This window comes from Croceibacterium xixiisoli (assembly GCF_009827305.1).
Taxonomy (GTDB): domain Bacteria; phylum Pseudomonadota; class Alphaproteobacteria; order Sphingomonadales; family Sphingomonadaceae; genus Croceibacterium_C; species Croceibacterium_C xixiisoli.
The window spans coordinates 872,441-893,640 of the sequence record NZ_WTYJ01000002.1 but is presented as its reverse complement, the minus strand read 5'-3'; the positions used below and the strand labels follow the sequence as shown (position 1 = coordinate 893,640).

At 62.7% G+C, this 21,200-nt stretch carries 16 protein-coding genes; 8 read left to right on the top strand and 8 right to left on the bottom strand.

The features are described from left to right. The first annotated feature begins 202 nt into the window (after positions 1-202). From GRI97_RS13200 to ligD, 3 genes are all read left to right on the top strand, one after another. Positions 203-2,995 carry a bifunctional diguanylate cyclase/phosphodiesterase gene (locus GRI97_RS13200; RefSeq protein WP_161391622.1) on the top strand — a complete coding sequence of 931 codons (2,793 nt, stop codon included), beginning with the start codon at positions 203-205 and terminating at the stop codon, positions 2,993-2,995. 96 nt (positions 2,996-3,091) lie between these two features. Next, entirely contained in the window at positions 3,092-3,367 is a 276-nt protein-coding gene (locus GRI97_RS13195; protein ID WP_161391621.1) for a hypothetical protein, read from the top strand. Between the two features lie 271 nt (positions 3,368-3,638). Continuing rightward, entirely contained in the window at positions 3,639-6,176 is a 2,538-nt protein-coding gene (ligD, locus tag GRI97_RS13190; protein WP_161391620.1) for a DNA ligase D, read from the top strand. Here ligD and GRI97_RS13185 read toward each other — a convergent pair. Beyond that, positions 6,173-7,123: a PfkB family carbohydrate kinase gene (locus tag GRI97_RS13185; RefSeq protein WP_161391619.1), complete on the bottom strand. Its 951-nt coding sequence runs from the start codon at positions 7,121-7,123 to the stop codon at positions 6,173-6,175. The genes ligD and GRI97_RS13185 overlap by 4 nt on opposite strands. 73 nt (positions 7,124-7,196) lie before the next feature. On the opposite strand from GRI97_RS13185, the gene GRI97_RS13180 reads away from it, so the two are divergent. Then, positions 7,197-7,979: a GntR family transcriptional regulator gene (locus tag GRI97_RS13180; RefSeq protein WP_202392731.1), complete on the top strand. Its 783-nt coding sequence runs from the start codon at positions 7,197-7,199 to the stop codon at positions 7,977-7,979. Between the two features lie 220 nt (positions 7,980-8,199). After that, on the top strand, positions 8,200-10,323 hold the full coding sequence (locus GRI97_RS13175; protein ID WP_161391618.1) for a YadA-like family protein: 2,124 nt from the start codon (positions 8,200-8,202) through the stop codon (positions 10,321-10,323). A gap of 157 nt (positions 10,324-10,480) precedes the next feature. Here the strand turns inward: GRI97_RS13175 and GRI97_RS13170 are convergent, their stop codons facing one another. Together GRI97_RS13170 and GRI97_RS13165 are read right to left on the bottom strand one after the other, a co-directional pair. Continuing rightward, a complete protein-coding gene (locus GRI97_RS13170) occupies positions 10,481-11,593 on the bottom strand; it encodes a DNA alkylation repair protein (RefSeq protein WP_161391778.1) in 1,113 nt (370 codons plus the stop codon). A 13-nt stretch (positions 11,594-11,606) separates the two neighbouring features. After that, entirely contained in the window at positions 11,607-12,530 is a 924-nt protein-coding gene (locus GRI97_RS13165; RefSeq protein ID WP_161391617.1) for a LysR family transcriptional regulator, read from the bottom strand. 96 nt (positions 12,531-12,626) lie between these two features. Here GRI97_RS13165 and GRI97_RS13160 point away from each other — a divergent pair, with 96 nt between their 5' ends. Together GRI97_RS13160 and GRI97_RS13155 are read left to right on the top strand one after the other, a co-directional pair. Next, on the top strand, positions 12,627-12,956 hold the full coding sequence (locus tag GRI97_RS13160) for a YybH family protein (protein ID WP_161391777.1): 330 nt from the start codon (positions 12,627-12,629) through the stop codon (positions 12,954-12,956). Beyond that, the gene (locus tag GRI97_RS13155) at positions 12,953-13,741 is read left to right on the top strand and encodes an SDR family oxidoreductase (RefSeq protein ID WP_161391616.1); all 789 of its coding nucleotides are present in this window, start codon (positions 12,953-12,955) and stop codon (positions 13,739-13,741) included. The genes GRI97_RS13160 and GRI97_RS13155 overlap by 4 nt, the downstream gene beginning before the upstream one ends. Before the next feature lie 116 nt (positions 13,742-13,857). Here GRI97_RS13155 and asd read toward each other — a convergent pair whose 3' ends face one another. Continuing rightward, complete coding sequence (asd, locus tag GRI97_RS13150; protein WP_161391615.1) at positions 13,858-14,724, bottom strand: archaetidylserine decarboxylase; 867 nt, start codon at positions 14,722-14,724, stop codon at positions 13,858-13,860. Between the two features lie 35 nt (positions 14,725-14,759). On the opposite strand from asd, the gene GRI97_RS13145 reads away from it, so the two are divergent. Beyond that, entirely contained in the window at positions 14,760-16,415 is a 1,656-nt protein-coding gene (locus tag GRI97_RS13145; protein ID WP_161391614.1) for an aminotransferase class III-fold pyridoxal phosphate-dependent enzyme, read from the top strand. 108 nt (positions 16,416-16,523) lie between these two features. On the opposite strand, the gene GRI97_RS13140 is transcribed toward GRI97_RS13145, so the two are convergent. The 4 genes from GRI97_RS13140 to GRI97_RS13125 all read right to left on the bottom strand — a co-directional run bounded on the left by GRI97_RS13140 (position 16,524) and on the right by GRI97_RS13125 (position 21,200). Beyond that, on the bottom strand, positions 16,524-17,135 hold the full coding sequence (locus GRI97_RS13140) for a hypothetical protein (RefSeq protein WP_161391613.1): 612 nt from the start codon (positions 17,133-17,135) through the stop codon (positions 16,524-16,526). A gap of 29 nt (positions 17,136-17,164) precedes the next feature. Beyond that, positions 17,165-17,833 carry a class I SAM-dependent methyltransferase gene (locus GRI97_RS13135; protein ID WP_161391612.1) on the bottom strand — a complete coding sequence of 223 codons (669 nt, stop codon included), beginning with the start codon at positions 17,831-17,833 and terminating at the stop codon, positions 17,165-17,167. 326 nt (positions 17,834-18,159) lie between these two features. Continuing rightward, positions 18,160-18,942: an SDR family oxidoreductase gene (locus tag GRI97_RS13130; protein WP_161391611.1), complete on the bottom strand. Its 783-nt coding sequence runs from the start codon at positions 18,940-18,942 to the stop codon at positions 18,160-18,162. An 11-nt stretch (positions 18,943-18,953) separates the two neighbouring features. Further along, positions 18,954-21,200 (bottom strand): hypothetical protein, encoded by a 2,247-nt coding sequence (locus tag GRI97_RS13125; protein WP_161391610.1) that lies wholly within the window; start codon positions 21,198-21,200, stop codon positions 18,954-18,956.

The following is a 21,200-nucleotide window of genomic DNA, read 5'->3' as shown; positions in this document are numbered from 1 at the left end:
GCAACGGACATCTTCGTCAGTTGTCAGGCCAATTTGAGAAAGTCCATAATGTCCGGGACTTAGGTAAAGTTATCCAGGCGCGCTCTCGATTGGGCACCATTTACGCATAGCGCGCTCGGCGGCACATCCATCCTTTTGTAAAATTTACGGTTCTTTCATTGGCTTTGGCGGATGGCAGCGGTCCAACCGACCGGAAACATTCATGCTGCCCATTTTGCTCTGTATCCAGAACCAGCATGATCCCTGGATCGTGGCATTGGCCGCCCTCGTCTGCGTGATGTCAGCGCTCGGCGCGACGATGCTTTGCCGTCAAATCCAGTGGGCTACGCAGCAAGCCCGTATCGGCTGGCTGATGACCGCCGGGATTGTGACGGGCCTTGGCATATGGGCGACTCATTTCATCGCGATGCTCGGCTATGATCCAGGTGTGATCATCGGTTTCGACATGCTGCTGACCATCGGATCGCTCGGCATTGTGGTCATCTCGACAATTGCCGCGATGGCGGTGGCAATGCATCGGCAGAACCACTGGCACAGTTTTTCCGGTGCGCTGATCATGGGGGGCGGCATCGCTGGAATGCATTATGCCGGCATGACCGCGCTGGAAATGCCGGCAGTAATCCTGTGGGATCCTGCCTATGTCCTGGCCTCCATGGTGCTGGTCGTTCTTCCCCTGATCATTGCCCTGCCCCTGGCGCTGCACCGCCGTTCCTCCGCGACCGGGCTGACCGCTGTGCTGCTGATCACCACCGCCGTGGTTTCGCTGCATTTCACCGGCATGACCGCGATCAGCATCATTCCTTCGCGGGCCGAGGTGCTGAATGAGGCGCTGTTCACCCCAGCCACGCTGTCGATACTGGTATTTGCTGCACTGTTGTGTGTGCTCGCGCTTTCCGGGATTGCCGCCATTGCCGCGCGCCGGACCCATCGCGCTGTTCGCGACAAGGATCGGCAGTTCACCACGCTGGTGAACGGGATCACCGACTATGCGATCTACATGCTCGACACGTCAGGCAAAGTTACCCATTGGAATTCAGGCGCGGAACAGATGCTGGGCTACAATGCCGAAGATGTTCTGGGTCGCCATGTCGGCACGTTCTTTTCACCCGATCATGTGGCGCCCGATGATGTGAAGCAGGCTCTGGCCGCAGCCACTCTGGGTGGGCATTTTGCTGGTGAAAGCTGGCAGCAGCGCCGCAACGGGTCGCATTTCTGGGCGCATTCAACGCTGGAAAAGATCAGCGACGAGACCGGCGAGCATATCGGCTTTGCCCAGATCACGCGGGACATGACCCGGATCAAGGAAGATCAGGACAAGATCGAGCAGGCCCGGCTCCATCTGGATACCGCGCTGGAAAACATGCACCAGGGGCTCTGCCTGTTTGGCCCCGACGGGCGCCTGATCCTGCACAATCAGCGTTTTCTGAGCATGTGGCAGCTTTCCGCAGAGGCCATCCAGCCGGGTATGTTGCTGGATGATGTCGCCCGCGCCTCCATGATCGCGCGCTCCGGCACGGATGACGTGGCTGACCGCATTATCAAGATGCGCGACGATCTGGCAACCGCCCTTGCCCAGCCGGACAGCCCGGCCACGGTTTCTGAATTCGGTGATGATTTCGTGGTATCGATTGCAACTACCCGGTTGGGGGATGGCGGCTGGGTTTCCACATTCGAAGACATTACCCATCAGCGCAAATCCGAAGCACGCATTGCCCATATGGCGATGCATGACGGGCTGACCGGGCTGGCCAATCGAAGCAGTTTCAACGCATCGGTCGACAGCAGCATCGAGCAGGCTGCGCGAAACAATGCCCGCTTTGGCCTGGCCGTGATCGATATGGATGGTTTCAAGGACATCAATGACACCTATGGCCATGCTGCAGGTGACGATGCTCTCAAATTGATCGCATCACGCTTCAAGCAGGTGCTGAAAGAGACTGAGACGATCGCGCGTCTGGGCGGCGATGAGTTTGCAGCCATCATGCCCTTCGACGATGATCGCGATCTCGCCGAATTCGTCGATCGTCTGAACGCCTGCTTCGACCTTCCTTGGCAGCCGAGCGAGAATGATTTCCTGCTTAAGGCCAGCATCGGCGTGGCGATCTACCCCGATGATGGTCGTACGCGCGAGCAGCTGTGCAACAATGCCGATCTGGCCATGTATCGCGCCAAGGCCAGCCTGGAAGAGCGCATCTGCTATTACGAAAAGGGAATGGACGAAAGCGCCCGTTATCGCCGGCAGATCGCCGGAGAGCTGCGCTCTGCGATCGACCGCAACGAATTCTACGTGTTGTATCAACCGCAGCGTTCGCTCAAGACGCAGATGCTGATCGGCTATGAGGTGCTGCTGCGCTGGCAACACCCGGTTCGTGGCCTGGTGTCACCGGCTGAATTCATCCCCATTGCCGAGGAGACCGGGGAAATCTTCCGCATTGGCGAATGGGTCTTGCGCGAAGCCTGTGCGGAAGCTGCCAAATGGGACAATGAGCTGGTCATCGCGGTCAACATCTCCGCCGTGCAGCTCAGCCAGCCCAATCTGCCCGAGATTTTGGCGCAGGTATTGTTGGAGACGGGCCTGCCGGCGCGTCGCCTGGAAATCGAGATCACCGAAACCGCGATTATCGGTGACAAGGCGCGCGCATTGCATGTTCTGCGGCGGATCAAGGCCATGGGCATCGCCATCGCGATCGACGATTTCGGTACCGGCTATTCCTCGCTCGATACGTTGAACAGCTTTGCCTTCGACAAGATCAAGATCGACAAATCCTTCCTGCTGCTGTCGCATGACAGACCCCAGGCACGCGCCATCATCCGTGCCGTGTTGGCGCTGGGACGCAGTCTTGATGTGCCGGTGCTGGCCGAAGGGGTGGAATCTAACGCCCATGTCGATCTGCTGGAGGCTGAAGGCTGCGAGCAGGTTCAGGGCTATCTGTTCGGTCGTCCGGGAGCCGCGCCCAGCCTGGCCACGCTTGCGATCGCCAGTTCTGGCGGGTGACGGCCGATATGCAGGCCACTTAGCAGTTCAGATGAGAAAATCCCGGGGGCAAAGCCGCCCCCGGGCATGTCAGGATCAGGCTGCCCGCCGGCCGCTATGCGGCTGCTGAGCGTGCTGGCGCTTGGCCTTGTCGCGATAGCGTTTGAAAGCATATCCACCGAGACCGGCGACGACCAGTCCAATTGGACCGAGGCGCCTTGCGACACTGACGGCACCTGCACCCAGCAAAGCGCCAGCAGGACCGTTAACACCACTAACGTTCTGTGCGACCCGCTGGCCGGCGACCGCACCCAAAATCTTCCCGATCATGATCGTCTCCTTCGACTGTTCCAGCCATCAGCGATAGATGGCGGAAAAGGTTCCGAAATGTGAGGCGATCTTCGTCCGCCCCGCGAGATCCGCAAGGCCCAATACCAAAAAGAGAGACCTCGGCAGCGGCGGGATGCCAGGGGAGGCCATCACATGCGAAAGCTTCGGCCCCATTGCCTTGGGATCGCTAATCCGGATCGCGTGTTGTCCCTGTGGAAGGACCGCACATGAAGGCGAGAGCATATTTCGAGGCAGAAAGACGGCGAACGGGGATCCGTCCGAAATGGATCCAGGAAAAAGATCGGCGGCTGCATGGCGGAAGCAGGCGTAAATCATGGTGAGCAAGTCCACCAAAACGCTGCTGGCCGAGTACAACCGCAAACGCGATTTCAGCAAGACGGGGGAACCGAAGGGCACGCCCAGCCCCTCCACCGGCAAGCGGATTTTCATCGTCCAGAAGCATGCGGCGAGCCGGTTGCATTGGGATTTCCGGCTGGAAATCGACGGCGTCCTAAAAAGCTGGGCGGTGACCAAGGGGCCATCTTCCGACCCGGATATCAAGCGGTTGGCGGTGCGGACCGAAGACCACCCGATGGCCTATGCCGAGTTCGAAGGGACTATTCCCAAAGGCGAATATGGCGGCGGGTCGGTGATGCTGTGGGACAGCGGAACCTGGGCTCCGGTGCCGGGGAAAGATGCCAGCGATGTGGAGCGGGGGCATCTGCACTTCACGCTGGATGGGGAGCGGATGAAGGGCGAGTGGTTGCTGGTTCGGATGAAGCCGCGCGCGGGAGAAAAGCGGGAGAACTGGCTGTTGCGCAAGGTGGAAGATCAGCACAGCCTGCCCGGAGATACACTGGTGGAACAAGGGCTTACCAGTGTTTTGACAGGGCGGTCGATGGCGCAGATCGCCGGTGATCCCGATGCGGAGCATGCGCTGGAAGGCAAGAGCGGGAAGGCCTTTGCCCGGGAGATGGCAAGCGCCGCCCGGCACAACAGAAAAACCACGCCCAAACGCGCCTCAGCACGCCGCAGCACGCCTCAGCACGCGCCACCGCCGTTTCGCGCGCCGCAGCTGGCCACGCTGGTGGATGCCGTGCCGGCGGGGAATGACTGGCTGCATGAGATCAAGTTCGATGGCTATCGCACGATGATTGCCACCGCAGCAGACAAGGTTGCGGTGTTCACCCGCAGCGGGAAGGACTGGACCGACAAGTTCGCCCCGCTGGCCCGGGCGATTGCCGAGCTGGATCTGCCCGCCTGCCTGATAGATGGAGAGATCGTGGCGTATGATGCGCAGGGTAATCCGGACTTCTCGACCCTGCAGGGGGTGCTGAAGCGGGGCCATGGGGCACAGGCGGAAAGCGACCGGCTGGCCCTGCACGCGTTCGACCTGCTGCATCTGAATGGCGATGATCTGACCGGGTTGCCGCTGATCGAGCGCAAGGAACGGCTGGCTGCCTTGCTCCAGCATGCCGTGCCGCCGATCCATGTGGCGGACCATGTGATCGGGCTGGGCGAAAAGCTCTATCGCCAGATGTGCGATGCCGGGCAGGAAGGCATTATCTCCAAGCGGATCGACAGCCGTTATCGCGAAGGGCGCGGCAGCAATTGGGTGAAGGTGAAGTGCACGCGGCGGCAGGAATTCGTGATCGTCGGCTGGACCAAGAGCAGCGCCCGCGGCCGCCCGTTCGCCTCGATCGTGCTGGCCCAGAACGAAGGCGGATCGCTGGTCTACAAGGGCAAGGTCGGCACGGGTTTCGATGAAGCGACGTTAACCGATCTGGCCGGACGCTTTGCCCGCATCGAGCGCAAGACCGCACCGGTCGAGGTGGCGCGGGCGGAAGCGCGCGGAGTAAGCTGGATTACGCCCAAGCTGGTGGCCGAGGTCGCCTTTGCCGAGTTCACCGCCGATGGGCATATAAGGCATGGATCATTCCTGGGGCTGCGGTCGGACAAGCCGGCGCGTGAGGTTGCGCCCGAACGGCCGGAGAAGCTGCCCGCGCCGGAACCCGGCATCGCCATCACCAATCGCGACCGGGTAATCTTTCCCGATGATGGATACACCAAGGGGCAACTGGCCGAATATTACACCGCCCTCGCCCCGCTGATGCTGCCGTTTCTGGCGCAGCGGCCGATCAGCCTGGTGCGCTGCCCGCAGGGTCGGGCTAAAAAATGCTTTTTCCAGAAGCATGATAGCGGCAGCTTTGGCGAAGAGGTACATCATGTGCCGATCCGGGAGAAGGACGGCGGGGTCGAGGACTATCTCTATGTCGAAAGCAGCAACGGCATGCTGGCCTGCGTGCAGATGGGCACGATCGAGTTCCACGGCTGGTGCAGCCGCAGCGATGAGGTCGAACATCCCGACCGGATGATCTTCGACCTGGACCCTGATGAGGGGCTCGATTTCGGTGATGTCCGGCAGGCTGCGCTGGATATCCGGGCGCGGCTGGCCGACCTCGGGCTGGCCAGTTTTGCGATGCTGTCCGGCGGGAAAGGCGTGCATGTCGTCGTGCCCCTGAGCCGGGGTCATGGCTGGGACGCGCATAAGGATTTTGCCAAAAGATTTGCCGAAGCGATGAGCGTGGCCGAACCGGATCGGTTCGTCGCAACGATGAGCAAGGCCAAACGGAAGGGCAAGATCTTCATCGACTGGCTGCGCAACCAGCGCGGCAGCACCGCGATCATGCCCTATGCAGTGCGCGCCCGTGCCGGAGCCCCGGTGGCGGTGCCGATCAGCTGGAAGGAATTGCCCGCTATCGACAGCGCCAACATCTACACCATGTCCGATGCCGAGACGCTGCTGGAGCGAGCCCAGGGCAAGGCGCTGGCCGGCTGGGGCATGGCGGAACAGCAATTGCCCGACATCTAGCCTGGCCAGACCCGCAGTAAAGCCTCAACCTCGGCCCGATCGGGCAGATAGTCGATCACGCCGACACCCCGGCATACCAGCGATCCGCAGGCGGCCGCCTGTCGCAAGGCATCCGCCATAGGCAGATCGTCGAGCAGGGCCGCGATCAGCCCGGCGGAAAATCCATCCCCCGCGCCGATCGTGTCGACCGGGACAGTCGGGAAAGCGGGCTGATGGATGGCATCCTGTCCCGCCGGAAAACAGATCGCCCCACCCGCGCCCTGCGTCACGATCAGATGCTCGACACCCAGGCCGTGGGCAGCAGCAGCCAGCAGCGGCAAGGATGCCGTGTCCTGATCGGGAGGCCATAAAACGCCCAGTTCCCCGGCGATCTGGCGGGCCTCCCCCCAATTGACGATCACGATGTCGGCGAGGCGAAGCAGATCGCAGACCCCGCCCTGCCAGGGTGAGGGATTGAACACGGTGGTGATGCCGGCATCGCGCGCCATCGCAAATGCCTGGGCGATGGCCCTTGGTTGCACCTCACATTGGGCGGCAACGATCCTCGCCTTGGTCAATTGGCCGTGCAGGCTGGCCACATGGTCCGGACTGAGCCGGGCATTGGCGCCGGGGAAGACCGAGATGACATTTTCCCCCTGCCCATCGACCAGCCCGACCGCCCCGCCCGATGGCCCGGGGATCGGCATCAGCCAGGAGGTTGGCAAGCCGATCTGGGTCATCAGGGCTGGCGCAATGCAGCCCCAGAGATCATCGCCAACGGGCAATATCCCATCCACCGCAGCGCCCAGACGGTGCAGCCCGGCCATCAGGTTGAAACCCTTGCCGCCCGGTTGCAGCAGGAAGGATTGCGCCAGGATCGTTTCCCCGCGTTCGGGCATGCGCGCTGCATTCGCGATGCAGCCGGCCACATAGCTGCCTATGACAAACGCGCGATTGTTGTTAGTCATACTCTTCCACTCGCGGCGGGGCGTGCCCACATAGGACGTTCGCGGGCGTGTTATCGAGAACAAAGAGGGTTGCGTGAAGTCGGCTGCTGGCGAACGAAATGTCCATGGGGCCGTGGACCTTGCCTCTCTGCTCAAGCTCGATTTCGTCGGCAACGAACCCCTGTATGTTCAGATCACCAGGCACTTGCAATCCCTGATCCAATCGGGCGAGTTGCCCGAAGGCAGTACCCTGCCATCCGAGCGCCGGCTGGCGGAAATGGTCGGTGTCAGCCGCATCACCGCGCAGCACAGTTACAATGAGTTGCGGCGCCGTGGGGTCATCAGTTCGCACGGCCGGCGTGGCTCCATTGTGCGCAGGCCGGAAAACCGTATCCTTTCGCCGATGAACCAGTTGCGCGGCTTCACCCAGGAGATGGTGGAGCTGGGCAAAACGCCGAGTTCGCGGGTGGTGAAGCGTGAGGTCACCCGCAATCACCAGGTTGCCACCATCTTCGGCCTGCCTTCGACGACCCCGCTGCTGTATCTGGAACGCATCCGCTATGCCGATGATGTTCCCCTCTCGAACGAGAAGGCGTGGTATAATCTCTCCGTCGCGCCGGAACTGGCGGAGGCGGAGGTGACGGGTTCCGTCTACGAACAGCTTGCCCGCCTTGGCCATCCGCTGTCCTATTGCGATCAGGTGATCGACGCGATCCTGCCGGGCAATGATGATTGCGCGATCTTCGGCATTGATCCGAGCGCGCCCTGCATCCTGATCAAGCGGCAAAGCTTCAGCCATGCGGAACAAATGCTGGAATATGTCGAAGGCACGTTTCGCGGCGATGTCTACAGCTATCGGATGACGCTGCAGGTCTGACAGCTGGGTAGCCGTTCCCCGGGTCACCACCCCATTTCAACTGGATATTTGACACTGTCCATCAGCAGGATGGCGTGCGGCGTCGCCATGCCCGGATTTTAAGGTGGCATATCCATAGACATGTCCATTGCATAACCATATTATTTCGCATCGATTGCCCGTCCGTGGGCAGAATCGGGGGAGAAATTTGGTTATGAAACATAATCTTGCACTGTCAGTCATGCTGACAAGCTCGTCGCTGGCTGCCGTTCTGGCCATGGCGCCCTCTGCGGCAGTCGCCGCGCCCACGCCTTGTGAATTGGTGCCAGCCGGTGCGGGCCCTGATGGACTGTTTGGAACGTCCGACGACACCGCGCCTGCCGTCAATTGCGGCGGTTCTTACACCCCGATCAATGGCTCAGCCTCCGTCGGTGAAGTCAGCGCCACCAGTGGCGCGACGGCAATCGGCCAGTTCGTCGTGGTCGAACCGAGCACCAGCGGCAGCGACAACAATGTCGGCAGTGCGGTCGCGTTTCCCAATGCGAGCGTTGGTGTCGGCTACCGCGCCAGGGTCGATGGCGGGCGCAATGTTGCCGTGGGCGGCAACAGCCGGATCGGCGGGAACTTCGGCGAGTTCCTCAGCGTGGAAGATTCGGTTGCGATCGGTTCCACCACGCTCGTGACCGGCAGCAAAAGCACCGTGGTAGGATCCAATGCCTATACCATTGGCGAAAACTCCACAGTCATTGGCGCCGGCTCATTTGCCAGCGCCGATGGTGTGGCTGTTGTCGGCGCGTTTGCCGGGTCAAGCATTGAAGGCGCCGTCGTCATGGGGCGCAGCGCCTTCGTCAACAGCCCTTCGTCAGGATCGATCAGCCTCAACACGGCCCCGGTGCCTGCAGTCATTGCCGGCGCGACGGTCGGTGATCGATCGCGTGTCAGCGGTGACGACGGTGTAGCCCTGGGTGGCTTCGCGGTGGTTGGGGTGCGCAACAGCTTTTCCATGGTCAATGGCGGCACTGCTATCGGAGCGGGATCGAATGCTTCCGCCACCAACGCGACGACATTGGGGGCTCGATCGCTGGCATCGGCAGTCAACAGCGTTGCCCTGGGCGCAGGATCGGTCGCCAATCAGGCCAACACCGTCTCCGTTGGTGACGTGGGGGCGGAACGGCGCATCACCAACGTCGCAGCGGGGACCAGCGCCAATGACGCGGTGAATCTGGCGCAATTGCAGGCGGCCACAGGCACGGTGGTCAGCGGCGGCGGCGGAGCATCGCTGGCGCTGGGCAATGGGTCGCTGGCGGGGGGATCATCCTCCGTCGCCAATGGCAATGGCGCGATAGCGCTGGGCGAGGACCAGTTGGCGACCGGCAATGGCGCGGTCGCCATCGGTGACCCCAATGTCGCCACCGGCAATGGCGCCGTGGCCATTGGTGCCGACAACAATGCGACCGGCGACGGGGCGCTGGCCATCGGCAACCAGAACACGGCCAGCGGGATCGGGTCGATCGCGTTGGGCAGCAATGCCTCCGCCACCGGCGGCGACGGCGTGATCGCCATCGGTTCAGGCGCAACCACCACCGCAGCCAACAGCGTGGCGCTGGGGGCCGGATCGATTGCCGATCAGGAAAACACCGTCTCGATCGGCGCTGCGGGTGCTGAGCGCCGCCTCACCAATGTCGCCGCCGGGGTCGGCGCGACCGATGCCGTGAACGTCAGCCAGCTGAACGCCGTCGCCAGCGCCGGCTCTGCCGCACAGGGAACCGCCAACACCGCGCTGGCCAATGCCGCAGCGGCCCAGGGAACCGCAAACACGGCCCTGGCCAATGCTGCCACGGCTCAGGGCGCGGCAAACACCGCGCTGGCCCAGAATGTGACGCAAGGCAACCAGATCACCGCCCTGCAGGCCGTCGATGTTACCCACAGCGCGGCCATCGCCGATATCCAGACGGTCAATGCCACACAAAGCGCGCAGATCACCGCGATCCAGGGGGTCAACACCACTCAGAATACGCGCCTGACCGCGCTGGAGACGGTGACATCGGCCATTCCCGGGCTGATCGCCCTGACCGAGCAGCACAGCCAGCAGATCGGTGAGTTGTTCACCATTACCGACACCGACCGGCGCGACGCCCGGCGCGGCACCGCCGCCGCCGTGGCGATCACCACCGCACCGATGCCTTCGGAACCCGGCCGGACCAGCTACACGGTCAATGTCGCCAATTTCCGGGGCGAACAGGCTGTGGGCGCATCGCTGGCGCATCGGGTGGATTCGGACAATCCGTTCGCCATCACGGCGGGCGTCTCCTACTCCGGCGGCAAGAGCACGGCCGCCCGGATCGGCGTTGCCGGGGAGTTCTGATCCCCGGCGATTGGGTGAGGTCATGAGGGCGTGGCGGTGTGAGCCGTCACGCCTGGGGCGATTGTGGAGATTGTGTGGAGACCGCTTCGCGCCCCTCGCCGCCCCCCCGGCAAAAGCTGCCCTATACGCTGGCCGCCATGCTTGCCGCCATGCTTGCTCAGGGGGCAGGATTGGTCCCGATGGTAAAAGCCGCGCTTGCCATCGTCAGCCCATTGACGATGAGTTCGACCTCATGGCGGCCGGGATGATGGCGCCGCGTGGTGAAATCGCGAATGGTCTGGCGAATTCCCAGCGTGGCGGCCTCTCCGGCGGGGAGGTCAAATTCTCTGAGCTTGAAGACCTTGGTCGCAGTCTTTCCGCCAGCCCGCACGTAATGCACGCGGTAATCGACGACCAGACGTTGATCATGCGGGGCGGTCGAGATCAGTTCGGCATCGATAAAGATTGTTTCGCCCAGACGCACACGGTGCGGCTCGATCGAAAAGCGGCGCACCGTGACAGACGCACCGTGGCCAACGCCGATGAGAGCCAGGGCGCGCGGTTCCCCCTTCTTGATCAATGTTCGCAATGCATGACGGATGATCCAGAGCGTATGAGGGTTGTCGGTTGGCCAATCTGCCAGACGATCGAGCAGCCAGTCGGGACGGTCCTTCGCGATATCGTTGAGATGATTGCCGACAGACTTGCGGACATAGGCGCTGGGATCGGCCTTGAGCGCCTCCAGAATCGGGGCAGCGAGCGTCGGATCGTCCTTCAGCGCAGGAATGCGCGATGCCCATGGCAGCCTTGGCCGGCTGCCTTCGCTCGCGAGCCTGCGGAGGTGTTCATCGGCGCTGCTGGTCCACCGTTGCATCACAGCGAGTGTTCGTTCCGTATCCTGGATCAGAAATGGGCGGATGGCGAAATCGGCCGTTCCGAACCGGGTCAGATCGGCAAGCGCGGCCATCGATCTATCGAAATCGCCCAGCCCATAGCGCGCCACGAACTCGGTGACAGCGACCGCCTGGAAACCATGGGTGAGGTTTGGCGCCATGGCATGGATGATCTCAAGCGCGTCCACATACCGACCGGGCAATGCGGTGTGGAGCGCGTCAGCGACATGGCGCACACGCTCCATGATCGACAGCGCGTCGAGCCCATCCGACGCGGCGCTGAGAAAGCTGGTGCGATCGAAGCGGGCGGATGCGGACACGCCAGCATCGGCGATGGTGGCAAGCGCCTGAAGACCAAGAATGTCTTTCAGCAAGGCAGGTGTGGTTTTGTCCGTCATGGCAAAGCCGATTTCAATTGGGATGGAGCGGAATTGCAAGCTTTCCAGCGGCAAATTCTCGCGCGAGCGCGATGAAGGCCTGGAAGGCAGCAGAGGGATTGCGGCGATTGGAATAATAGAGACACAAAGGCAAAAGGGGCGGCGTCCAGTCTTCAAGAATGCGCACGAGCCGTCCCGCCGCGATGTCTTCGCGGATGTCGGTCTCCATGAAATACCCGATCCCCACGCCGTTGATCACAGCAATGCGCGCCAGGGAGGCTTCGTCGAGGGTCATCGGCCCCTCGACGTCGAACTGAAGTTCTTCGCCATCCTTCTCGAACCGCCATCGCAGCAACGCGCCATTGGGCAGCCGCCCACGGACGCAGGGGTATGCGAGCAATTCCGGCGGTATTTGGGGGATCGCTCTGTTCTCAAGAAAGGCCGGGGATGCCGCAACTGCGATGCGCCGCGCCTTGCCCAACGGTACGGCGATTGCGTCGCTGGGCACCAGATCGGCGCTGCGCAAGCCGAGATCAAATCCTGCCGCCACTACATCGATCAGCCGGCCCTCTGTAACAAGGTCGATATGTACCTGCGGATAGCGCTGCATATAGGTCAGGATCAGCGGCACCATGATCTCGCGCGCCGCCGTTGCAAAGGCGTTGATGCGCAAGGTCCCCGACGGCGTTTCCTGCTGGGACCGCGCCGTATCCATCGCCTTCCGAATGTCTTCGAATGCGGGCTTGATTTGCGCGACAAAGATCCGCCCCGCATAGGTGAGCGAGACGCTGCGCGTGGTGCGATTGAACAAGCGCACAGCAAGATCCCGCTCAAGCTTGCCCACCGCGTTGCTGATGGCCGTGGTCGACATGCCGAGGTCAAGCGCTGCCGCGCGAAACGAGCCACAACGGACAATCGCGAGAACCGCCTCAAGCTCGATCAGCGAATGGCGAGGCATTATCCCGATCTCCGTGACACTTCATGCCGATTTGTCTCGATTATCAGGCGAAAAGTCCACCGCTAAAAGGGTCTCGTCACTACCAAGGAGATGAAGATGCCGATGGAACTACCCAAACCGATCGCTGCCTATGTCGAGGCAAATGCCCGCCTCGATATCGACGGCATGTTGAAGCCCTTTCTGAATGACGCCGTCTTTATCGACAATGGCAAGCGGTTCGAAGGGCATGCAGCGATCCGTGAGCTGCTCGAGGAAGAAGTGCTTCCGGTGAAGGCAATCTTCGTACCCGATACGGCTCGGGAAGAAGGCGGCGACGTCGTGGTTGAAGGCCCCGCCCATGGCGACTTTCCAGGCAGCCCGCTCCGCTTTACCTATCGCTTCACCCTGGCGAACGGCGCCATCAAAATCCTGCAGGTGGCGGTATGAGCATCAAGGCGGATCCCACCGAGTTCGCCGGCAAGCGCGTTCTCGTCAGCGGTGGCACCAAAGGTCTGGGCCGCGCTACGGTCGAGCGTTTCCTGGCTGGCGGAGCCCGTGTCATCACAGCAGCCCGCGCGATCAAGCAGCCCATGGAAGGTGTCGAATATGTGCAGGCGGACCTGACGACTGCGGAAGGCAGCGAAGCGCTGGCCAAGGCGGCAATTGAACGGCTGGGCGGCATCGACATCATCGCGCATGTCATAGGTGGCTCGGCTTCGCCGGCAGGCGGTTTTGCCGCCTTGACCGATGAACACTGGCTCGCCGAGTTGAACCTCAATCTGCTGGCAACGGTCCGGCTCGATCGCCTGTTGATCCCGCACATGCTGGAACGGGGAAACGGGACCGTGGTGCACATCACCTCGATCCAGTCCGTCCTGCCTCTGCCCGAATCCACGACGGGCTACGCCGCTGCCAAGGCTGCGTTGCGGACCTACAGCAAATCGATCTCCAAGGAGATCGGCCCCAAAGGTGTCCGGGTCAATGCCGTCTCGCCCGGCTGGATCATGACGGAGGCCACCGGGGACTTCCTCGAAATGCTCAGGACTGCCAATGGCGGGACAATCGAGGATGCGCGCCAGTCCGTGCTCGATGCCCTGGGCGGGATCCCGATCGGACGTGGGGCACAACCCGAAGAGGTGGCCGACCTGATCGCCTATCTCGCTTCAGACCGTGCCGCCGCAATCCATGGCGCTGAGTTTGTGATTGATGGCGGGACAATCCGCACCGTCTGACGGTGCGGCCCGCCGATGGCCCTCAGGGGAAGTGGACCGAGCAAGCGCTGAACGGCAGCTTCTGCCAAAAGCTGCCGTTCAATCTGTCGCGCGGGGCGACAGCTTCTTTCCCCCCCTTACCCATCCACACGCTGAAACAGCGCCTGCCCGGCGCGCAGTTTGGTGCCGGTGGCTACGCCCGGCGCGAGGGTGAAGCCCTTTGGCACCAGGACGATGATGGTCGATCCGTGTTCGAACCAGCCCATTTCCTCCCCCTTGGCCAGGCGGGCGTTGCAGGCGACCGGGGCGGAGCCGCGTTCGCGCAGGAGTGTGGGGGTGTCGAGGAAATGCAGGCGGATGCCGGCCACCAGAATGGCGGCGACCGGGACCAGCAGCATGGGTTGCGCATCGGGCCCGGCCGTAAGGCGCAGCACGGCACGTTCATTGCGGCAATAGAGCCGGTCGACCCGGTCGAGCGCGGGCGCGTTGACGTTCCAGCAGTCGCCGGGAAAATAGCGCACCTGCTCCACCACGGCGTCATGCGGGGCGTGGAAGCGGTGGTACATGCCGGAGGTCAGCCGCAGGGTGACATAGTGGCCGCCGTGCAGCCAGTCACTGGAGCCGCCGATCAGTTCGGACAGCGGATAGGGGTGCCCCTTGGCCTGCAGCACCATATCGCTGTCGATAGCTCCGCAGGCGCCGACGATGCCGTCGCTGGGGCTGCACCAGACAGCAGGGTCCGGGTCGGCCGGGCGGGACCCGGGGCGCAGCGAGCGGGTGAAGCAGGCGTGCATGGAGCGGTAGTTGCGCTCCGTCGCGTCGGACAGGTCGACATCGGCGAAGAAGCGCCAGGTGGCGATCGAGGCGCGCGCCACCCAGGGGTTTTCGATCTTGCTGAGCCGCCCGACCATCTGCGTCAGCCAGCGCCGCGGGAGGCGGTTGGTCAGCGCGAAATTGACCGGTGCGGCGCCGGTCATCCGGGCGATCGATGCACGCAGTGTCACAAAGCTTTCCTCTCTCCGGCGTAGCGCCGGTTTTTATGCAGATAACCCTTGCCGCTCTCGGCCTCGCTGCCGGAACATTCGCGCTCTGGAAAGGCAAACAGCGGCTGACGCTGTCCCGTGCCAAGCATCCTTCCATCACCGGTCACGTGCGCTGGGGCCAGCGACTGGCACGGCAAGTGCCGTTCTATGATTATGGCGAGGACCGCTTCTTCGCCGCCGATGGCGCGCCTGGCGAGATCGTCCAACGCCGCAAGGCAGGGTTTGCGCGGCTGGCGGCGACCTATGCCGAACGCTTCGCCCGGACCAAGGCCGAAACCGCGCTGCTGGCCGATGGCCTTTCCGACCTGCGGTTTACCGCACGCTATCGCGTGCCGTTCCAGTTCAGCCGGCTGGTGCGCGAAAATCTCGGCACCGGGGTGTTTGCCGATGCGGTCGATGGGCAGAGCATCACCGATCTTGATGGCAATCGCTTCCTCGATCTGGCCGGATCCTATGGCGTCAATCTGTTCGGCCACGACAGCTACAAGGCGACGATCGCCGAGGGGGCGCGGCGCGCCGAACCGCTGGGCACGCTGCTGGGCCTGTATCATCCGCTGGTGCGCGACAATGTCGAGCGGCTGAAGGCGCTGTCCGGCATGGATGAGGTGTCGTTCCATATGTCCGGCACCGAAGCCGTTATGCAGGCGGTGCGGCTGGCGCGGTATCACACCGGTCGCCCGCGACTGGTGCGCTTTGCCGGAGCCTATCACGGCTGGTGGGACGATGTGCAGCCGGGCATCGGCAATCCGACCCCGGCCGATCGCACGCTGACGCTGGCCGACATGTCCGACGCCACGCTGAAGGTGCTGGCGACGCGGCGCGACATTGCCTGCGTGCTGGTCAATCCGATCCAGGCGATGCACCCCAATCGCGGGGCGCCGTCGGACGGCACGCTGGTTGACGGGCGGGAGTATCACGGCGTTTCGCGTGAGGACTATGCCGCCTGGCTGGCCCGGCTGCGCGAGGTCTGCACCCAGGCCGGGATCGTGCTGATCCTGGATGAGGTGTTCATGGGGTTCCGCCTGGCACGCGGCGGGGCGGCGGAATATTTCGGCGTGACCCCGGATCTGGTCACCTATGGCAAGACGCTGGGCGGCGGGCTGCCGGTGGGCGTGCTCGCCGGCCCACGTCAGCTGATGCAGCGCTGGCGCGGTGATCGCCCGGCCGACATCTGCTTTGCACGCGGGACGTTCAATGCCCATCCGCATGTGATGGCAACGATGAACGCCTTCCTCGATTATCTCGACGGGGCAGAGGCACGGGCGAGCTATGACGGAATGGAAGCCCGCTGGAACGCGCGGCTGGCGCAGTTCAATGCGCGGATGGAACAGGAAGGCGTGCCGGTGCGCGCCGGGGCGCTGCTGACCGTCTGGACCATCTGTTACACCATGCCATCCCGCTATCACTGGATGCTCCAATATTATCTGCGCGCAGAAGGGCTGCATCTGAGCTGGGTCGGCACTGGCCGGCTGGTGTTCAGCCTGGATTGGAACGATGCCGCCTTTGCCGACATGCTCGACCGCTTCGCCGCCGCCGTGCGGGCCATGGCGGCCGATGGCTGGTGGGAAGGCAACAGCGCCACGGGCAAGATGCTGCGCCGCAAGGTGCTGAAGGAAACGCTGTCAGCACGGCTTTCCGGCAAGAAGGGCTGAGGGTCTACCCTCGCCCGAGGCCCGGCAAAGACAGAGCGGTCGTTCCCGTGCAGAACGACCGCTCTTTTTTTTGCGTCATCGGATGAGACCACCCGGTGACGCAATTGCTCAGTGGCGGGCGGCTTCCTGCAGCTCGCTGTCGATCCGCACACCGCGCATCAGCTTGCCCGGGGCGCGGCAGTAGAGGCGGAAATCGCTGATCGGATCGGTGAGGATCTTCACCGCCCAGACCACGCCGGTCTGCACATCGCGCTGAATGAACAGCTGCAGCACGCGGAACAGCAGGGCGGAACCGGCGAGCACCAGCCACATCATGGCGACATTGCGGGCGAAGCTGATGAAGCCATCATGCGGGGTCAGCAGGCCGAACAGTTCCGGCTGCAACAGCAGGACCACCGGGCAAGCAGCCCAGATCCCCATCAGCACCCATTTGCGGAACAAATTGTAGCCGACCTTCACCTCTTCCTTGTACTCATGGGTCGCCTTGTTGACGTGATCGTAGCCCTTGGGTTCGAAGAAGAAGTGGCCTGACTGGCGCGTGGTCATCGCGACCAGCCAGCCCAGCAGGCTGGCGATGGCCGGATCGAAGAACAACACCACATAGGCGACCAGGAAGGTCGATGCGCTGACGAAGTGCAGCGACTGATTGACGATGCTGTGGTGGTAATACCGATGATCGTCCCAGCGCTGTTCATGCAGGGCTTCCCGAAATCCGTTCATGACTGTGCTCTCGTGATTCGTTTCTAGGGTCAGGCCGCAGCGCGCGCGGCATTGTCGATCTCCGCACGGCGGAAGCAGACGAGCGAGAAATGGCCGAAAGGCGGCAGCGGGCGCCGGGTCACCAGTTCCGCATCAGGCCGGTCGGCAGCCCAGTCGGCATAAATCGACCAGGGAAATTCGGTGCGGAAGCCCAGGCGGCTGGTGACGGGCATCAGCGCATGTTCGATCGCCTTGCGCACACCCTTTTCCGCGCCCATCCGCGTGGTGATGACCACCAGCCCGCCCGGGCGGGTTACGCGGAGGAATTCATCGAGCGCGCGGGCCGGATTGGGCACGGCCGACACGACATATTGCGCCACCACGGCGTCAAAGGAGCAGTCAGGAAAATCAAGCGCTTCGGCATCCCCAATGGCAATGCGCTCGACCTGGCTCAACCGCTGCCTGGCAACGCGTTCGCGCGCCTTGTCCAGCATGCCGTTGGCGATATCGACGCCGACGACGCGGCTTTCCTTCGAATAGAGCGGCAGGGAAATCCCCGTCCCCACGCCCACTTCGAGAATGCGGCCGCCAACGGCCTCAGCCTCCGTCACCGCAGCAGCCCGCCCCCGCCGGAACACCGGGCCGAACACCAGATCATAGACCGGTGCCCAACGATCATAGGCGCCGGCTACCCCGGCATGATCCATAACTTTCGCCATTGTGTCGTGCTTTCCCTATGTCCCCGTCCGGACATGTCGGAACACCATGGCGATGGTTGATAACGTCGTTGTTTCGTCCGGGTGACAGGATCAGGTCCACCCGAAGGCATGCATGTCACAGGCCTGACCGCGCCGGGCCGCTGCGGGTCTGCGATGCGACACGGCGCGCGGGGTTGCCAAGGCTCGTGCGTGTCGCAAACCGTGGCTGGAACCGGATGAGGAGTGTTGAGACACGAAACCCTGCAAATCCTGGCTCAGTTGCATAGCGTCACACCGGCAGCCGTCACGAACGGCCGCCGCCGCGAACTGTTGCACACCGCCCGGTTTTACGGATGATCCCGGCGGGTTTCGACGCGCATCAGCGAAACGGCGGTGCGCCGGGGTTGGGTCAGCATGAAATGGGTGGCGGCGGCAATGTCTTCGGCGCGGAGCATCTGTGCCTTGCCGATCAGTTCGCGCTGCTTTTCCGGCGGGTAATCGGGATACTGGAAATCCGCGCCGGTGAAGCCCGGTTCGATCAGGCCAATCTTGATATCATCATCGCCGAGTTCTTCGCGCAAGGCGTGGGCGAAACCCTGGATCCCGGCCTTTGCCGCAACATATACGGATGATCCACCGGAGCGCGATACGGCCGACATCGATCCGATCAGCACCACATCGCTGCCCGCACCCATTCGATCCAGCGCGGCCCTGGTTGTTGTCAGATAGGACGTGAAATCAACGGCGATCTGATAATCGAGATCATCTTCCGGAGTATCAGCCAACGCTTCGGCCGGAACTGCTGCATTGATCACGGCAATATCGAGGCCGCCCAGCCAGTCATCTGCCGCCGCAAAGAACCGCGCCACATCTTCCCGGTTTGCCAGATCGACATTGATGCCGTCACCCTCCCCCACTTCACGGATCCGGGCGAGGGCATCATCGAGATGTTCGGGGGTTCGGCCGCAGATGAACACCCGGGCGCCTTCAGAGGCCAGCAGCACGGCGATCGCCCGCCCGATACCGGTGGTGCCGCCCGTTACGACGACGCGGCGACCGGCGAGGCTCGGCTGCTCTGTATGTGCATCCTGAAGATTTTCGGCGTGATTGGATCCAGAATGATCGGACATGATGGTGCTCCTTACCAGGTGATGATGATCCGCCCATTGGCGGGTACGTCGCAGCTGATGACATCGGCCGACGCCTGCAGGCGCAGTTGATTGCCCGACAGGCTGTGAACGGTGATCTTGGGAAGCGGTTTGCGCGGCTGGCGGATCAGCCGCACCACGGCAGTGCGCCCATCCCCCCCGCCAAGCTGGAAGCTGAGCGTGCGGTCCGACGGTCGATCAAGCGCAAGCAGGAAATGATCGCAGAACAGAACGAAGGGGACGCCATCGAAATGGTGGAACAGCCGGCTGGTGAACACGAAGGCCGCGCCACAGCCATAGATTTCCTGACCGACCTGCCCGGCCGGCTGCCCATCGACATAGAGATCCTCGACCGGGAAGGAGAGCGCGCGGTCGACATGGCCGTTGTTTTCGCGCTGTTCCTTTGCGACGGCGTCCGCCGGCAGGGTGTCGGGATAATAAAACCACGCCCGATCCGGTGCGTAGCGGCAATATTCGCTGACCAGCAGCCGAACATGCGGATCGAGATCAGGGCCGCCGTCCTTCAGATAGCGTTCGAAGGCAGCGAAGCTTTCAAAGCATTCGTAGAGCGCCATGTAGGGCGCATCGTGCAGCGCGGTGACGCCCAGAAAGTTCGTGTAATGGCGCGCGTGGCCGATCGCACTTTCCCACATGGCGACATTGTGGAAGAAACTGGCGAGATAGACGTAGGACTGTTCGAGATAGACCGGATCATTGTCGATCCGCCACAAGCGCATGCAGGCGGCCGCACCCCAGGCGGTGAGATTGGCCTGATAGTTAAGTTCGAAGCGCATGCCCCGGGCAGCGGCGATGGCAGCCCGGGCTTCTTCGAGAAAGCGTTTATCATCCGTCAATTCGAAGGCCTGAAGCATGACATGGGCGTAAATGCCGCCGACATCGGTCTGCCCCAGTTGCTGATCGCCGCGCGTAGCAGTGATGACCGAAAAATCGGTGACATTGTACTGGATCGGCCAGCGATAAGCGAAATGGTGGGCGGCGCGGATCGTGAAATCGATCGCATCGCCAAACAGCCGCCGGGCCCTGCGATCGCCATCCAGCGCGAGCCGTCCGAGGTTCAACAGCGGGTGGTAGAGATACCAGCTGTCGACCGCATCCTTGTCCTTGTCCTTGCCGACATTGGGAAGGTAGCGGCGCAGCGTCTGCAACTCGCGATCGTAGAACTTGCGCAGCCCGCGTGACAGTTCGGCTTTCAGTGGGATTTCTTCCCCCCGCCATGCCTCATAATCGCGCAGTGCCGCGATGACAGAGAGCTGGACCATGGAGTCCGGATATTCGGCCGCAGTATAGGGATGGAGATAGCGAAAGCCATAATGCTGCAGGCTGGCCTCCGGAGCGGTTTCCAGATCGCGAAGCGTCTGTTCAGCGCGCTTGGTCCAGTCATGGAATTCCGGCTGCGGGTGACCAAGCTGACGATAAAGCGAGCCGAGCAAGGTCAGGTAGCGGTGCGCAACGGCGGTTTCATCTGCGTCGCAATCGTCATGAATGGCGATCAGGGCATCATACACGGTAACAGGCTGCCCCGCCGACTGGGGCGACAGCGGCGGCTCCGGACTTTGGCGCGGGGTTGTCGGCAGATAGCCGAGTTCAGGCCATTCGCCGCCCACCGCGCCATCGGGCGTGGTCTCGGTGACTTGAAAGCGATCATTCAAGGACGTGAAGTTCTGCAAGTAAAGCACACTGCCAAAGGCGGGCTGTTCCAGACGGAGATAACAGACCCCGCTGTTCAACCCGCGCTGAGCCGCTTCCACCTTGCCTTCGGCACCAGTGGGATCGTCATGCGCATCAAGTGGATAGAGATCGCGCGGATAAAAAGGGATCAGCAGATCGGCGGATGGGGTGAGCACCGTCGTTGCGCGGAGAACCGGAATTTCATCAGCGGTGATGCGCAAGGCGACGTCCAGCCTGCCGATCACACAAGTTGCCTCCAGCCTGAAGACTTCGCCCTCCTGCCTGGGAAGTTTGCGGACGGCGGTCGCCCCGCCCGGCAATTGCGCCACACGCAGGGCCAAGCCGCCCTTGCCCGCACGCCGGACAAGGGCCCAGACGGCATCCTGTCCTACTGCCACATCCACAGCGAGATCGCGCAAGGCAAAGCTGCCCAGCTTGCGCATGGAGCCGGTGGCGAGTTCCGCCCGCAATGCCAGGACATACGGGCTGACCGGCAGGCTGGGGCGTGCTTCCTTGCGAGAGGATCGACGGGTTGCCTTGGTGCTTGCCAT